The organism is Streptomyces asoensis, assembly GCF_016860545.1.
In the GTDB taxonomy this organism is placed as follows: Bacteria; Actinomycetota; Actinomycetes; order Streptomycetales; family Streptomycetaceae; genus Streptomyces; species Streptomyces asoensis.
In genome coordinates, this window is the sequence record NZ_BNEB01000005.1 from 1877909 (window position 1) to 1894174 (window position 16266).

Below are 16266 nucleotides of genomic sequence, written 5' to 3' on the forward strand. Positions count from 1 at the left end.
CCGCGCGGGCGGGCGCGGCCCCTTCGAGGGCGCGGTGTGTGAGCATGTCCGTCCGGTCCGCAACCGTCTCGGAGTGTGATGAGCGCAAGCTGGCAGCGCCGGGCGGCGGCCCGGCCGGAAGCCGTCGAGGTGACGACGCTGGCACTGCTGTGCGCGCTCACCGTCGCGAGCGTCCTCACGACGAGGGCGATCATGCCGACGACGCCCGTGCTGTGGCCCGGCGTCGCGCTGGCCGTCGTCGCCTCGGCGGCGCCGCGCCGGCGCCGTGAGCAGCCGCTCGCGGTCCTCACCGTCACCCTGGTGTGCACGATGGCCCTGGCGGTCCTGGGCTATCTCCTCACGCCGGGGCTGATGGGCCCGCTCCTGTGGGCGCAGTACTCCGTGAGCCTGCGCAGCCCCCGCCGCACCGCCTGGAGCACCGCGGCGGCGGCCGCCGCCGGGATCGCCGTCACCGGCCTGTTCGTTCCCACGTTCCACGACTCGCCGGTCCTCGCCATCGTGAACCCGGCCGCCTGGGTCCTGCTCTCCGCGGCGTGCGGCGCCTACGTGCGGGTCCGTCGCGAGTACGCGGCGGCCCGGGCCGCGCACGCCGACCGGCAGCGGGAGGAGGACGCGCGTCACCGGGTGATCCAGGAGCGCATGCGCATCGCACGGGAACTGCACGACGTGGTCGCCCACCATCTGACGCTGGCCGACGCGCAGGCCGGCACCGCGGCCCATCTCGCGCGGACCGACCCGGAGAAGGCCCTCGGGATCGTCGCCCTGCTGCCGCGGACGACGGCGGACGCGCTGCGCGAGCTGAAGGCGACCGTCGGCCTGCTGCGCGAGGACGCCGATCCGGGGGACGACCTGACGCCCGCGCCGGGGCTGGCTCAGCTGCCCGGCCTGGTGGACTCGTGCGCGGCCGCCGGTCTGGAGGTGACCGTGACGGTCGAGGGTCCCTCGCACCCGTTGTCGCCGGTCCTCGACCTGACGGCGTACCGGATCGTCCAGGAGGCGCTGACCAACGTGAGCAAGCACGCGGCGACGCGCACCGCGCGGGTCCGGCTCGTGCGCACCGCCCACTACCTGACCCTCACGGTCACCAACGACACCGCTCCCGGGCGCCCCGGGCCGGTCCCCGGCGCCGGCCGCGGCTACGGTCTGCGCGGGATGCGTGAGCGCACGGCCGCGGTGGGCGGTACGTTCCACGCCGGTCCCCGCCCGGGGGGCGGCTTCGAGGTCGCCTGCGCCCTGCCGCTCGACCGCCCCGACGAAAGCCTCGCCCCATGACCATCCGTGTCCTGCTCGCCGACGACCAGGCCCTGCTGCGGGCCACCTTCCGGATCCTCATCGAGTCGGTCGAGGACATGACCGTCGTGGCGGAGGCCGCGGACGGTCAGGAGGCCGTCGACCTGGCCGGGACGCACCGGCCCGATGTGGTGATCATGGACATCCGGATGCCGGACGTCGACGGAGTGGCGGCGACCTCGGCGATCTGCGCGCGGCCGGAGCTGTCGGGCACCCGGGTCCTCGTCCTGACCACCTTCGAGGACGACCGCAACGTCGCCCGGGCGTTGCGGGCCGGCGCGAGCGGCTTCCTCGGCAAGGGGGTGAGTCCGGAGGTGCTTCTGTCGGGCATCCGCACCGTGGCGGCCGGCGACGCCCTGCTCTCCCCCGGCGCGACGCGGGCGCTGATCACCCGTTTCCTCGCCGTCCCGGACACCGACGACCCGGTGCTCCCCGAGGTGCTCAAGGCCCTGACCGACCGGGAGCGGGAGGTGATGGCGCTGGCCGCGCACGGCAGGTCCAACGCGGAGATCGCCGCCGAGCTGGTCCTCAGCCCACTGACCGTGCGCAGCCACATCCAGCGCGCCATGACCAAGCTGGACGCCCGCGACCGCGCCCAGCTGGTCGTGATCGCGTACCGCAGCGGGCTGGTGAAACCCCCGGCGGGCCACGACGGCTGACCTCCGGCGCCCGGCCCTTCGCCACCCCGGAGCCCCGGGTCCCGGGTCCGGTCCCGGCCCCGGAGGCGGACGCCGTCGCGCGCGGGGCCGCGCTCCGGCCGTGGCGAGATCCCCGCGGTTCGGTGGTGGGTCCGGGCCGCGGGCTGCGAGAGTCTGGGCCATGGCCATCGATGTCGCCGCCCTCAGGGCCCACTTCCCCTCCCTCGCGCAGGGTCTCGCCTTCTTCGACGGGCCGGGAGGGACGCAGACGCCCGCCCCGGTCGCCGAGGCCGTCGCCAGGACGCTCACCGGTCCGCTGTCCAACCGGGGGCTGGTCAGCGTGTCCGAGCGCAACGCCGAGCAGGCCGTCGCGGGCTTCCGGTCCGCCTACGCCGATCTGCTGGGCGTGCCGGAGGGCGCCGTCGTGCACGGACGCAGCGCGACCCAGCTCACCTACGACTTCTCCCGGACCCTGGCCAAGGACTGGCGGGAGGGCGACGAGATCGTCCTCAGCCGACTGGACCACGACGCCAACGTCCGCCCCTGGGTCCAGGCGGCGGAGCGCGCCGGGGTGACCGTCCGCTGGATCGGGCTCGACGCCGCCACCGCGGAACTCGACCTCGGCTCCTACGAGCGGGCGCTGTCGCCGAGGACCCGGCTGGTCGCGGTGACGGCCGCCTCGAACGTGGTGGGCACCCGGCCGCCCGTCCGGCTGATCGCCGACCGGGCGCACGAGGCGGGCGCGCTGGTGTTCGTGGACGGGGTGCACTACGCCGCGCACCACCTGGTGGACGTGCCCGCGCTGGGCGCCGACCTGTTCGTCTGCTCGCCGTACAAGTTCCTCGGCCCGCACTGCGGGGTGCTCGCGGGCGCGCCCGACGTCCTCGAGTCCCTCGTACCGGACAAGCTGCTGCCGTCGCCCGACACGGTCCCCGAGCGCTTCGAGTTCGGGACGCTGCCCTACGAGGTCCTGGCGGGCGCCACCGCCGCCGTGGACTTCCTGGCCGGGCTCGACACCCTCGGGCAGGGGCGGCCCGGGGAGGCTCCGGGGACACGGGCGCCGCGCAGGGAGCGGCTCGCGCGCTCGCTCGGGGCCCTGCACGAGCACGAGAACGCGGTCCGCGCGCGGATCGAGGAAGGGCTGCGGAAACTGGGTGACACCGTCACCGTCCACAGCCGGGCGAAGGAGCGCACCCCCACCGTCCTGATGAGCTTCGCGGGCCGTGACGCCCGCGAGGCGCAGGCCCATCTCGCCGCCCGGGGTGTCGTGGCGCCCGCGGGCTCGTTCTACGCCTACGAGGCCTTCGCCGCGCTCGGCCTCGGCGACCCCGCGCTGCGGGTGGGACTCGCGCCCTACAACGACTGCGAGGACGTCGACCGGCTCCTGGACGGGCTCGCGTCGTTCCTCTGACACACGGCCGCCGCGTGGCTGACTTGCGACGTTCTCCAGACTTGCACTATTCGTTTTCTTGAACCGTTCGTGTTTATGGAGTAGGTTCGACGGCATGACAGCACCCCGTACCCCGACGACCGCCGAAGAGCTGCGCGGTGTCGGCCTGCGGGTGACGGCCGCTCGTGTCGCGCTGCTGGAGACCGTCCGGGAGGGCGATCACCTCGGCGTCGAGGCACTGGCCTCGGGAGTGCGCGGCCGCGTCGGCCACATCTCCCTCCAGGCCGTGTACGACGCCCTGCACGCGCTGACCACCGCGGGACTGGTGCGCCGCATCGAGCCGCCGGGCAGCCCGGCCCGGTTCGAGGGACGTGTGGGGGACAACCACCACCACCTCGTGTGCCGCTCGTGCGGAGCCGTCGTCGACGTCGACTGCGCCGTCGGCCACGCTCCCTGTCTGACCGCCTCCGACGACCGCGGCTTCGCCATAGACGAGGCCGAGGTCATCTACTGGGGCCTGTGCCCCGACTGTTCCACCGCCCGTACCACCTGAGCACCTCGACACCCGCACCAGCAGGCGCGGTTCCCGAGACCGCGCCACGTGAGCACGTGATCCGACCACCAGAAGGATTCCCCCATGACCGAGAACCATGACGCGATCGTGACCGAGCCGAAGGGGGCGGAGGCGGGCGGCTGCCCGGTCGCCCACGGTGGTCGCGCCGCGCACCCGACCCAGGGCGGCGGCAACCGCCAGTGGTGGCCGGAGCGGCTCAACCTGAAGATCCTCGCCAAGGACCCCGTCGTGGCGAACCCGCTCGGCGCGGACTTCGACTACGCCGCGGCGTTCGAGGCCCTCGACCTGGCGGCCGTGAAGCAGGACATCGCCGAGGTGCTGACCACCTCGCAGGACTGGTGGCCCGCCGACTTCGGCAACTACGGCCCGCTGATGATCCGCATGGCCTGGCACAGCGCCGGCACCTACCGCATCAGCGACGGCCGCGGCGGTGGTGGCCGCGGGCAGCAGCGCTTCGCGCCGCTGAACAGCTGGCCGGACAACGCCAACCTCGACAAGGCCCGCCGTCTGCTGTGGCCGGTCAAGAAGAAGTACGGCCAGTCGATCTCCTGGGCCGACCTGCTGATCCTCACGGGCAACGTGGCGCTGGAGACGATGGGCTTCGAGACCTTCGGCTTCGGCGGCGGCCGCGCCGACGTCTGGGAGGCCGACGAGGACGTGTACTGGGGCCCGGAGACCACCTGGCTCGACGACCAGCGCTACTCCGGCGACCGTGAGCTGGAGAACCCGCTGGGCGCGGTCCAGATGGGCCTCATCTACGTCAACCCCGAGGGCCCCAACGGCAACCCGGACCCGCTGGCCGCCGCCCGCGACATCCGCGAGACGTTCCGCCGCATGGCGATGAACGACGAGGAGACCGTCGCGCTGATCGCCGGTGGCCACACCTTCGGCAAGACCCACGGCGCGGGCCCGGCGGACGCCGTCGGCGACGACCCCGAGGCCGCCGCCCTCGCGCAGCAGGGCCTCGGCTGGAAGTCCACCTACGGCACCGGCAAGGGCGGCGACGCCATCACCAGTGGTCTGGAGGTCACCTGGACCACCAAGCCCACCCAGTGGAGCAACGACTTCTTCGACATCCTGTTCGGCTTCGAGTGGGAGCTTTCGGAGTCCCCGGCCGGCGCCAAGCAGTGGGTCGCCAAGGACGCCGAGGCGATCATCCCCGACGCGCACGACCCGTCGAAGAAGAAGCTCCCGACGATGCTCACCACCGACCTGTCGCTGCGCTTCGACCCGATCTACGGGGAGATCTCGCGCCGCTTCCACGAGAACCCGGCCGAGTTCGCGGACGCCTTCGCCCGCGCCTGGTACAAGCTGACCCACCGTGACCTGGGCCCGAAGTCCCTGTACCTCGGCCCGGAGGTCCCGGCGGAGACCCTGCTGTGGCAGGACCCGCTGCCCGCCGCCGAGGGCGAGGTCATCGGCGCCGAGGACATCGCGGCCCTCAAGGCCAAGCTCCTCGCCTCCGGCCTGAGCGTCTCGCAGCTGGTCTCCACCGCCTGGGCGTCGGCCTCCACCTTCCGCGGCAGCGACAAGCGCGGCGGCGCCAACGGCGCCCGCATCCGCCTCGAGCCGCAGCGCGGCTGGGAGGTCAACAACCCGGACGAGCTGGCCCAGGTGCTGCGTGTCCTCGAGGGTGTCCAGGCGGAGTTCAACTCCGGCGCCAAGAAGGTCTCCCTGGCCGACCTGATCGTCCTCGGTGGCGCCGCCGCCGTGGAGAAGGCCGCGAAGGACGCCGGTCACGCCGTGGAGGTCCCCTTCACGCCGGGCCGGGTGGACGCGACCCAGGAGCAGACGGACGTCGAGTCGTTCGCCGCGCTCGAGCCGAACGCCGACGGGTTCCGCAACTACCTCGGCAAGGGCACCCGCCTGCCGGCCGAGTACCTGCTGCTCGACAAGGCGAACCTGCTGACCCTGAGCGCCCCCGAACTGACCGTCCTGGTCGGTGGCCTGCGCGTGCTGGGCGTCAGCCACGGCCAGTCCGCGCACGGCGTCCTGACCGACGCCCCCGGCACGCTGACGAACGACTTCTTCGTCAACCTGCTCGACCTGGGCACGACCTGGTCGTCCACGTCCTCGGACCAGACCACGTTCGAGGGCCGTGACGCCTCCGGCGAGGTCAAGTGGACCGGCACCCGCGCCGACCTCGTCTTCGGCTCCAACTCCGAGCTGCGCGCCCTCGCCGAGGTCTACGCGAGCGACGACGCGAAGGCGAAGTTCGTCAACGACTTCGTCGCCGCGTGGGTCAAGGTCTCGAACCTCGACCGGTTCGACCTGGTCTGATCCCGCCCTCTCCGCCAGGAGAGGACACGACGAACCCAAGAGCAGCACACCCGGGGCGCCCCGCCCGGTCCACCGCGACCGGACGGGGCGCCCCGGCGCGTTTCCCGGCCCCGGACGGCCGCCGCCGGTGCGGCTGTCGTCCGGAGGCTGTTCCGGTACTCCTGGGGCCGCCGATGCCCCCGGGACTGCCGAAACCATTGACGGGGACATGCAGGCCCCCTATCTTCTGGCCGAAGTTACGAACTGTGTTCGAAATCCCGGACAGGCAATTCACGGACAAGGGACGGTCCCATGCCCCGGAAGTTCCGCCGCAGACCCCTGCTCGTCTGCGTGCCGGCCCTCCTCGTCGCCCTCGTCGCGGCGACCCAGCCGGTGTCCGCGGCCGCCGGCCGCCCGTACACCAACCCGCTGAAGTCGGCCAAGGGCGCGGACCCCTGGCTGGAGTACCACGACGGCAACTACTACCTGATCACCACGACGTTCACGGGCGTCCTCGGCATGCGCAAGTCGCCGACCCTGGCGGGCCTCGCCACCGCGGCCACCGTGCAGGTGTGGTCGGACACCACCGCGACGCGCAACACCAACATCTGGGCGCCCGAGATCCACCGGTTCGACGGCCACTGGTACCTGTACTACTCGGCGGGACAGGGCGGCACCGCCTGCTGCGACTCGCAGCGCACCCACGTCCTGGAGAGCACGGGCACCGACCCGCTGGGCCCGTACACGTACAAGGGGTCGCTCACGGGATCCGACCTCACGCCCGGCGGCTGGCTGATCGACGCCAGCGTGCTCCAGGCGAACGGGAAGCTGTACCTCGTCGGCAGCGGCTTCGTGAACGGCAGTGCGCAGAGTCTGGTCATCGCGCCGATGAGCAACCCGTACACGCTCGCGAGCAGCACCTTCTCGGTGATCTCCGCTCCCACGCTGGACTGGGAGCGGGTCGGCGCCCCCGTCAACGAGGGCCCGGAACCGCTGTACCACGACGGCCGCACCTTCCTCACCTACTCCGCCAGCTACTGCCAGACCGCCGACTACAAGCTGGGGCAGCTGGAGCTGACGGGCAGTGACCCGCTGAGCGCCGCGTCGTGGACCAAGAAGCAGACGCCGGTCTTCCAGCGCAGCGACGCGAACGGCGTGTACGGCCCGGGCCACAACGGCTTCTTCACCTCGCCCGACGGCACCGAGAACTGGATCGTCTACCACGCCAACTCCTCGGCGAGCGGCGGCTGCGGCAACGGCCGCACCACCCGCGCCCAGAAGTTCACCTGGAACGCCGACGGCACCCCCGCCTTCGGGACCCCGGTCGCGCCGGGCACCGCGCTCGCGGGCCCGTCCGGCGAGACGGCCGCGACCCCGACGGCGTACACCCTCGTCAACCGCAACAGCGGCAAGTGCCTGGACGTGGCCGGGGGTTCGACCGCCGACGGCACGAACATCCTCCAGTGGACCTGCACCGGCGGGGCCAACCAGAAGTGGCGGATCGAGGACCAGGGCGACGACACCTCCCAGCTGGTGAACGTGGCCACCGGCGGCGTGATGGACACCGCCGACTGTTCCACCGCCGACGGCGCCGACCTGCGCCAGTGGTCGTGGCTGAACAACAAGTGCCAGCGCTTCCGCCCGGTCTTCACCGCGGGCGGCGACTACGTGCGGCTCGTGAACGAGAACAGCGGCAAGGTCGCCGACGTGGCGGACTGCGGGACCGCCGACGGCACCGACGTACGGCAGTGGACCTGGCTGAACAACACCTGCCAGCAGTGGCGCCTCGTGCCCACCACCTGAGCCCGCCCCCGCCCGCCCTCTCCCCTCTTCCCCTTTCACCTCCATCCCCCGCCCTCCATCCCCTGTCCCCCCTCCCCCTCCCTCACCCCCCTCTGGAGAACTCCCTTGAGACGCAACGCCGTTCGGCTGATCCTGGCCGGCCTCGTCGCCCTCGCGGCCGTCCTCACCGGCCCGCTCACCCCCGTCCAGGCCGCCGCGCCGGAGTCACCCGCCGTGACCTACACCAACCCGATCGCCGAGAAGCGCGCCGATCCGCACATCTTCAAGCACACCGACGGCTACTACTACTTCACGGCCACGGTGCCCGAGTACGACCGCATCGTGCTGCGCCGGGCGACGACGATCCAGGGCCTGTCGACCGCCCAGGAGGTGACCATCTGGACCAAGCACAGCAGCGGGATCATGGGCGCCCACATCTGGGCGCCGGAGATCCACTTCATCGACGGCAAGTGGTACGTGTACTTCGCGGCCGGTTCCACCAGTGACGTCTGGGCGATCCGGATGTACGTCCTCGAAGGCACCGGCGCGAATCCGCTCACCGCGACCTGGGCCGAGAAGGGCCAGATCAAGACCACGTGGGAGAGCTTCTCGCTGGACTCCACCACGTTCGTCGTGAACGGCGTCCGCTATCTGGCGTGGGCGCAGCGCAACCCGGCGGAGGACAACAACACCAGTCTGTTCATCGCGAAGCTGGCCAACCCCTGGACGATCCAGGGGACTCCGGCCGAGATCTCGCAGCCGACGCTGTCCTGGGAGACGATCGGCTACAAGGTCAACGAGGGTCCGGCGCTGATCCAGCACGGCGGCAAGGTCTTCATGACCTACTCGGCGAGCGCGACGGACGCCAACTACTGCCTGGGCATGCTGACCGCCTCCGCGACGGCCGACCTGACCGACCCGGCGTCCTGGACCAAGGGCACCCAGCCCGTCTTCACCACGAACGCCTCGACCTCGCAGTACGGTCCGGGCCACAACTCCTTCACGGTCTCCGAGGACGGCAGGTCCGACATCCTCGTCTACCACGACCGCAGTTACCGGGACATCACCGGCGACCCGCTGAACGACCCCAACCGCCGTACCCGCGTGCAGAAGCTGTACTGGAAGGCGGACGGCACCCCCGACTTCGGGATCCCGGTGGCGGACGGCGTCACCCCGCAGCGCTTCTCCTCCTACAACTACCCGGACCGGTTCGTGCGGCACTGGGAGTACCGCGCCCGCATCGACGCGAACGTCAGCCCGCTCGCCGACTCCCAGTTCCGGGTGGTGACCGGCCTGGCCGGCGCCGGCACGGTCTCGCTGGAGTCGACCGGGTTCCCGGGGTACTTCCTGCGGCACAAGAACTTCGAGGTGTGGCTGGAGAAGAACGACGGCACGTCGGTGTTCGCGTCCGACGCGAGCTTCTACCGGCGGGCCGGCCTCGCCGACCCGGCGGGGGTCTCGTACGAGTCGTACAACTACGCGGGACGCTACGTCCGGCACTACGACTACCTGCTGTACGTGCAGACACCGGCCACGGCCACGGACCGGGGTGACGCCACCTTCTACGCCCAGTGAGGTCCGGGCCGGCCGGGCGCCGGCCCGTGGAGCGCATGACGACCGAGACTATACATGGGGTGTATACCCCGTATGTATAGTCTCGGCATGCCTTCTCCGACCAGGAAGACGAAGAAAACGGGGGCCGGGTTGCGTGCCGTCGCCGTCTCGGCGGCGGCCGCCTGCCTGGCGGTCACGCTGACCGGCTGCGGCAGCACGGACGTCACCCACCCGAGCGCCGCCCGGGGCGGCCCCGCGGCCACCGCCCAGGCCTCCCGCTTCGGCACCGCCGACTGCCGTCGGGCCAGGTGCATCGCCCTCACCTTCGACGCCGGCCCGAGCGAGAACTCGGCCCGGCTGCTCGACATCCTGAAGGAGAAACAGGTCCCGGCGACCTTCTTCCTGCTGGGGGCGCGGCACATCGAGAAGTACCCGGACCTCGTCAGGCGGATGGCCGCCGAGGGACACGAGGTGGCCAGTCACACCTGGGACCACAAGATCCTCACGCAGCTCACGCCGGACGGGATACGCGAGGAACTGAGGCGCCCCGACGACGCGATAGAGCGCCTCACGGGGCGGCGCCCCACGCTGATGCGTCCGCCGCAGGGCCGCACCGACGCGACCGTGCACGGGATCTGCCGCGAGATGGGCCTGTCCGAGGTGCTGTGGACGGTGACCGCCAAGGACTACACGACGACGGACTCCGCGCTGATACAACGCCGGGTGCTCGCGCAGGCCGACCGGGACGGCATCATCCTGCTGCACGACATCTACGACGGGACGGTACCGGCGGTCCCGGGGATCATCGACGCGCTGAAGGAGCGCGGCTTCGTCTTCGTGACGGTTCCCCAGCTCCTCGCGCCCGGCACACCGGTGCCCGGCCAGGTCTACCGCTGACCCGCCGCACCGCGAGGGGCGGCTCGGACCCGCGCGCCGAAAGGCGGCGGTCCGCCGCCGGGGCACCCGGACTCCCTACCATCACCGGGTGGCCCTCTTCCAGCTCGAACGCACCGTACAGCTCTCCCCGGACGACGCCTGGCGGCGCCTGACCGACTGGCCGGCACACGGCGACGTGGTACCCCTCACCCGCGTCACCGTGCTCACCCGCCCGCCGACCCGCGAGGGCACGGTCTTCGTGGCGCGGACGGGCCTCGGCCCGCTCGGTTTCGACGACCGGATGGAGGTCACCGGGTGGCAGCCCCCGTCCGACGGGGGCCCGGGCCGGTGCCGCCTGGACAAGCGCGGGCGCGTCGTCCTCGGCTGGGCGGAGATCGAGGTGCGGCCGGAACCCGGCGGGCGGACCCGGGTGGTCTGGCGGGAGGACGTGCGGGTGCGTTTCCTGCCGTCCCTGTTCGACCCGCTCCTCGCGGCCTCGGCGCGCTCGATGTTCGGACGCGCCGCCGACGGGCTGCTGCGCACCCGGTGACGGCCGGGGGACGGCCGTCGGGGCCGGCGGGTCACGCCGGACGCGCGGGCGCGGGTCAGGCCACCGAACCGATCCGGCCCGCCCGGGCCGGAGCCGTGTCGTGGTGGATGGGTGTGTGCGCCCCGGTCAGCGGGACACCGCTGCCGCCGCGCCGGTCGGCGACGATCTCGGCGGCGATGGACAGCGCCGTCTCCTCGGGCGTCCGGGCCCCCAGGTCCAGGCCGATCGGGGAACGCAGCCGGGCCAGTTCGAGCTCGCTCACGCCCACCTCACGCAGCCGGGCGTTGCGCTCCAGGTGCGTGCGGCGCGAGCCCATCGCGCCGACGTAGGCCACCGGCAGCCGCAACGCCCGTTGCAGCAGGGGCACGTCGAACTTGGCGTCGTGGGTGAGGACGCACAGGACGGTCCGCGCGTCCACCCGGGTGCGCTCCAGGTACTCGTGGGGCCAGGCGACGACGATCTCGTCGGCCTCGGGGAAGCGGGCCCGGGTGGCGAAGACGGGACGCGCGTCGCACACCGTCACATGGTGGCCGAGGAACTTGCCGACCCGCACCAGCGCCGCGGCGAAGTCGATCGCGCCGAACACGATCATCCGGGGCGGCGGTACGGACGACTCGACCAGGACGGTGAGCGGGGCGCCGCAGCGCGAGCCCTGTTCGCCGATCTCCAGGGTGCCCGTGCGGCCCGCGTCGAGGAAGGCGCGGGCCTCGGCCGCGACCGTGCGGTCCAGTTCGGGGTGCGAGCCGAACCCGCCCTCGTACCGGCCGCCCGCGTGCCGGTCGCCCGCGTGCGGCTCGCCCCCGTGAGGGTCACCGTGGTGGCCGTGGTCGCCGTCGTGGATCAGGAGCGCCCGGCCGACGAGGTCCGCCGGGCCCGTCACGATCCGCGCCAGCGCCGCCGTCCGGCCCGCGGCCGCGGCCCGCAGGCCCGCCGCGACCACCGGCCGGACGCGGTCGCCGGCCCGTACCGGGGTGATCAGGATGTCGATGATCCCCCCGCAGGTGAGTCCCACGGCGAAGGCGTCGTCGTCGCTGTAGCCGAAGCGTTCGAGGACGCACTCCCCGTCCTGGAGGGCCTGCCGGCACAGCTCGTACACGGCGCCCTCCACACAGCCGCCGGAGACCGAGCCGATCGCCGTTCCCTCTGCGTCGACCGCCAGGGCGGCGCCCGGGCGGCGGGGCGCGCTGCCGCCGGTGGCCACCACGGTGGCGACGGCGAAGTCACGGCCCTGCTCGACCCACCGGTCCAGTTCCTCGGCGATGTCCAGCATGTCTCGGTCTCCTCGGCTGCGGTGGTGTGGGGGTGGTCGCCCCTCGAAGGGGCAGGTGCCCGGTGCGCTACCGCACGCCGAGCCAGCCTTCGACGGGGTGCAGGGCGAAGTAGACGAGGAAGACCGCCGTCAGCACCCACATGAAGGCGCCGATCTCCCGCGCCCTGCCCTGCGCGGTCCTGATGACGGCGTACGAGACGACACCCGCGGCCACGCCGGTGGTGATGGTGTACGTGAACGGCATCAGGACGACGGTCAGGAAGACCGGGACCGCCGTCGCGCGGTCGGCCCAGTCGACGTGCCGGGCGTTCGTCAGCATCATCGCCCCGATGACGACCAGGGCGGCGGAGGCGACCTCCTGCGGGACGATCGCGGTGAGCGGCGTGAAGAAGAGACAGGCCGCGAAGAAGGCGCCGGTGACGACCGAGGCGAGGCCGGTCCGCGCGCCCTCGCCCACGCCGGTCGCCGACTCGATGAACACGGTCTGGCCGGAGCCGCCCGCCACTCCGCCGATCGCCCCGCCGGCGCCGTCGATGAACAGCGCCTTGGACAGGCCCGGCATCCGGCCCTTGTCGTCGGCGAGCCCGGCCTCGGTGCCCACGCCGATGATGGTGGCCATCGCGTCGAAGAACCCGGCCAGCACGAGGGTGAAGACGATCAGGCCGACCGTCATCGCGCCGACCTCGCCCCAGCCGCCGAACTCCACGTCCCCGAAGAGCGAGAAGTCGGGCATCGAGACCGCGCTGCCGTGCAGTTCGGGCGCGCCGCCCGCCCACTGCCGCGGATCGACGACCCCGGTGGCGTTGAGCAGCGCGGCGACGGCCGTGCCGGCGACGATGCCGATGAGGAGGGCGCCGGGGACGTTCCTGGCCTGGAGCACGAAGATCAGCAGCAGTGTGCCCGCGAACAGCAGCACGGGCCAGCCCGCGAGTTCGCCGGCCGGGCCGAGGGTGAGCGGGGTGGCCTCGCCCTGGTGCACGAAGCCGGACTTGTAGAACCCGATGAGCGCGATGAACAGGCCGATGCCCATGGTGATGCCGTGCTTGAGCGCGAGCGGGATCGCGTTCATGATCATCTCGCGCAGTCCGGTGACGACCAGCAGCATGATGACCACGCCGTACACCACGCACATGCCCATCGCCTGCGGCCAGGTCATCCGGGGCGCGACCTGGGAGGCCAGCACTCCCGAGACCGACAGGCCGGCGGCGAGGGCCAGCGGCACCTTGCCGAAGAAGCCCATCAGCAGCGTGCTGAGGGCGGCGGCGAAGGCGGTCGCGGTGATCAGCGCCTGCCGGCCGAGGGTGTCCCCTGCCACGTCCTTGCCGGACAGGATGACGGGGTTGAGCAGCAGGATGTACGCCATCGCCATGAAGGTGGTGACGCCTGCGCGCACTTCACGCCCGGGGGTGGAGCCCCGCCGGGATATGTGGAAGTACCGGTCGAGCCAGGACCGTCCGGCGGGGACGCGGCTGCCTTCGCCCGCGTCCTCGGCCGTGGTCCTCGGCTCCGTCGACTGGTGGGTCATGGGCCATCTCCCAAGGTTCAAAGGGACACCCGCGCGGCGCCTTCGGCCGGTCACGGGATTTGGGAATGGACGACCCGGGGGACGGCCCGAGACGAACAAGGGGGTCCGGGGGTGCGGCAGGGTGCCGTACCCCCGGGTGACAGCGGCTCAGGCCCCCAGGGGCCCCGTTCCGGTGAGGTGCTCCGGACGGACCGGTGTGCGGTCGAGCGCGAGCCCGGTCGCGGCGCGGACGGCCGCGAGGACCGCCGGCGTCGACGACAGGGTGGGTGCCTCACCGACGCCGCGCAGCCCGTAGGGGGCGTGGTCGTCGGCGAGTTCGAGCACGTCGACCGGGATGGTCGGCGTGTCGAGGATCGTGGGGATCAGGTAGTCCGTGAAGGACGGGTTGCGCACCTTCGCCGTCCTCGGGTCGACGATGATCTCCTCCATGACCGCCACGCCCAGTCCCTGGGTCGTGCCGCCCTGGATCTGGCCGATCACGGACAGCGGGTTGAGCGCCTTGCCGACGTCCTGCGCGCAGGCCAGCTCGATGACCTTCACCAGGCCGAGCTCGGTGTCGACCTCCACGACGGCGCGGTGCGCGGCGAAGGAGTACTGGACATGTCCGTTGCCCTGCCCGGTGCGCAGGTCGAACGGCTCGGTGGGCCGGTGCCGCCACTCGGCCTCGACCTCGACGCTGTCGTCCTGGAGCACGTCGACCAGGTCGGCGAGGACCTCCCCGCCGTCGGTGACGACCTTGCCGCCCTCCAGGAGCAGTTCGGCGGTGGCCCAGGCGGGGTGGTAAGAGCCGAACCTGCGCCGCCCGATCTCCAGGACCTTCTCCCGGACCAGCTCGCAGGAGTTCTTGACGGCGCCGCCCGTGACGTACGTCTGCCGGGAGGCCGAGGTCGAACCGGCGCTGCCGACCTGGGTGTCCGCCGGGTGGATGGTCACCTGCGCCACGCCCAGCTCGGTGCGGGCGATCTGCGCGTGGACGGTCACCCCGCCCTGGCCGACCTCCGCCATGGCCGTGTGCACGGTCGCGACGGGCTCGCCGGCGACCACCTCCATGCGCACCCTGGCGGTGGAGTAGTCGTCGAAGCCCTCGGAGAAGCCGACGTTCTTGATGCCGACGGCGTACCCGATCCCGCGCACGACGCCCTCGCCGTGCGTGGTGTTGGACAGCCCGCCGGGCAGCTGCCGTACGTCCGCGCCCTCGCTGCTCTCCCACTGGCGCTCCGGGGGCAGCGGCATCGCCTTGACCCGGCGCAGGAGTTCGGCGACCGGCGCCGGGGAGTCGACCCGCTGCCCGGTCGGCAGGAGCGACCCCTGCTCCATCGCGTTGATCTGACGGAACTCCACCGGGTCCATGCCGAGTTCCGCGGCGACCTTGTCCATCTGCGCCTCGTAGGCGAAACACGCCTGGACCGCGCCGAAACCGCGCATCGCGCCACAGGGCGGGTTGTTGGTGTACAGGGCGATGGCCTCGATGTCGACGTCGTCGACGACGTAGGGGCCGATGCCGAGCGAGGAGGCGTTGCCGACGACGGCCGGGCTGGCCGAGGCGTACGCCCCGCCGTCGAGGACGATCCGGCAGGTGACGTGGGTCAGCTTGCCGTCGCGGGTCGCGCCGTGCTCGTAGGTGAGCTTGGCCGGGTGGCGGTGGACATGGCCGAAGAAGGACTCGAAGCGGTTGTAGACGATCTTGACGGGCTTGCCGGTGCGCAGCGCCAGGAGGCAGGCGTGGATCTGCATCGACAGGTCCTCGCGGCCGCCGAAGGCACCGCCGACACCGGCCAGCGTCATCCGTACCTTGCTCTCGGGCAGGCCGAGGACGGGCGCGATCTGGCGCAGGTCGGAGTGGAGCCACTGGGTGGCGATGTAGAGGTGGACGCCGCCGTCCTCCTCGGGCACGGCGAGACCGGACTCGGGGCCGAGGAAGGCCTGGTCCTGCATGCCGAAGGTGTACTCGCCCCTGACCACGACGTCGGCGCGCGCGGCGGCCGCGGCCGCGTCGCCCCGGACGATCGGCTGCCGGTGGACGATGTTGGGGTGCGGGACGTGACCGATGTGGTGGTCGTCGCGGCCCTCGTGCACCAGGATCGCGTCCGGGGCGGTGGCCGACGCCTCGTCGGTGACGACGGGCAGTTCGCGGTAGTCGACCCTGATCTTCGCGGCGGCGCGGCGGGCGGTCTCGGGGTGGTCGGCGGCGACGATCGCGACCGGCTCGCCGTGGTGGCGGACCTTGCCGTGGGCGAGGACCGGGGTGTCCTGGATCTCCAGGCCGTAGTTCTTCACGTCGGTCGGGAGGTCGTCGTAGGTCATCACGGCGTACACACCGGGCAGCGCGAGCGCCTCGGACGTGTCGATGGAGACGATCTCGGCGTGGGCGAGGGGGGAGCGCAGGATCTGGCCCCAGAGCATGTCCTCGTGCCACAGGTCGGACGAGTACGCGAACTCGCCGGTGACCTTGAGGATGCCGTCGGGGCGGAGCGTGGACTCGCCGATGCCTCCCCTGGTCGGCGAGCCCTGGGTGACCTTGGCGGGGGTGCCGAGGGGGGCGCTGTTGCGGGGCATCG

12 protein-coding genes are annotated in these 16266 nt (G+C 72.3%); 9 read left to right on the top strand and 3 right to left on the bottom strand.

Annotated elements, in window-relative coordinates; translation table 11 throughout:
• Positions 1-78: 78 nt before the first annotated feature.
• From Saso_RS31060 to Saso_RS31100, 9 genes are all read left to right on the top strand, one after another.
• Entirely contained in the window at positions 79-1272 is a 1194-nt protein-coding gene (locus tag Saso_RS31060; protein ID WP_189923209.1) for a sensor histidine kinase, read from the top strand.
• On the top strand, positions 1269-1949 hold the full coding sequence (locus Saso_RS31065) for a response regulator transcription factor (protein WP_189923208.1): 681 nt from the start codon (positions 1269-1271) through the stop codon (positions 1947-1949). Before Saso_RS31060 ends, Saso_RS31065 begins: the two co-directional genes overlap by 4 nt.
• Positions 1950-2109: 160 nt before the next feature.
• Positions 2110-3339, top strand: coding sequence for a cysteine desulfurase-like protein (locus tag Saso_RS31070; protein ID WP_189923206.1), 1230 nt, complete (start codon positions 2110-2112; stop codon positions 3337-3339).
• Between the two features lie 94 nt (positions 3340-3433).
• A complete protein-coding gene (locus Saso_RS31075; RefSeq protein WP_189923204.1) occupies positions 3434-3871 on the top strand; it encodes a Fur family transcriptional regulator in 438 nt (145 codons plus the stop codon).
• 84 nt (positions 3872-3955) lie between these two features.
• Positions 3956-6172 (top strand): catalase/peroxidase HPI, encoded by a 2217-nt coding sequence (katG, locus tag Saso_RS31080; protein ID WP_189923201.1) that lies wholly within the window; start codon positions 3956-3958, stop codon positions 6170-6172.
• A 291-nt stretch (positions 6173-6463) separates the two neighbouring features.
• Entirely contained in the window at positions 6464-7954 is a 1491-nt protein-coding gene (locus Saso_RS31085; protein ID WP_189923199.1) for a family 43 glycosylhydrolase, read from the top strand.
• A gap of 105 nt (positions 7955-8059) precedes the next feature.
• Positions 8060-9508, top strand: coding sequence for a family 43 glycosylhydrolase (locus Saso_RS31090; RefSeq protein ID WP_189923197.1), 1449 nt, complete (start codon positions 8060-8062; stop codon positions 9506-9508).
• Between the two features lie 87 nt (positions 9509-9595).
• Complete coding sequence (locus Saso_RS31095; RefSeq protein ID WP_189923195.1) at positions 9596-10384, top strand: polysaccharide deacetylase family protein; 789 nt, start codon at positions 9596-9598, stop codon at positions 10382-10384.
• 88 nt (positions 10385-10472) lie between these two features.
• On the top strand, positions 10473-10913 hold the full coding sequence (locus Saso_RS31100) for an SRPBCC family protein (protein WP_189923193.1): 441 nt from the start codon (positions 10473-10475) through the stop codon (positions 10911-10913).
• Between the two features lie 55 nt (positions 10914-10968).
• Here Saso_RS31100 and Saso_RS31105 read toward each other — a convergent pair whose 3' ends face one another.
• From Saso_RS31105 to Saso_RS31115, 3 genes are all read right to left on the bottom strand, one after another.
• Entirely contained in the window at positions 10969-12183 is a 1215-nt protein-coding gene (locus Saso_RS31105) for an XdhC family protein (RefSeq protein ID WP_189923191.1), read from the bottom strand.
• A 67-nt stretch (positions 12184-12250) separates the two neighbouring features.
• Positions 12251-13708 carry an NCS2 family permease gene (locus tag Saso_RS31110; RefSeq protein WP_189923189.1) on the bottom strand — a complete coding sequence of 486 codons (1458 nt, stop codon included), beginning with the start codon at positions 13706-13708 and terminating at the stop codon, positions 12251-12253.
• 147 nt (positions 13709-13855) lie between these two features.
• Positions 13856-16264 (bottom strand): xanthine dehydrogenase family protein molybdopterin-binding subunit, encoded by a 2409-nt coding sequence (locus Saso_RS31115; protein ID WP_189923187.1) that lies wholly within the window; start codon positions 16262-16264, stop codon positions 13856-13858.
• Positions 16265-16266 lie beyond the last annotated feature (2 nt).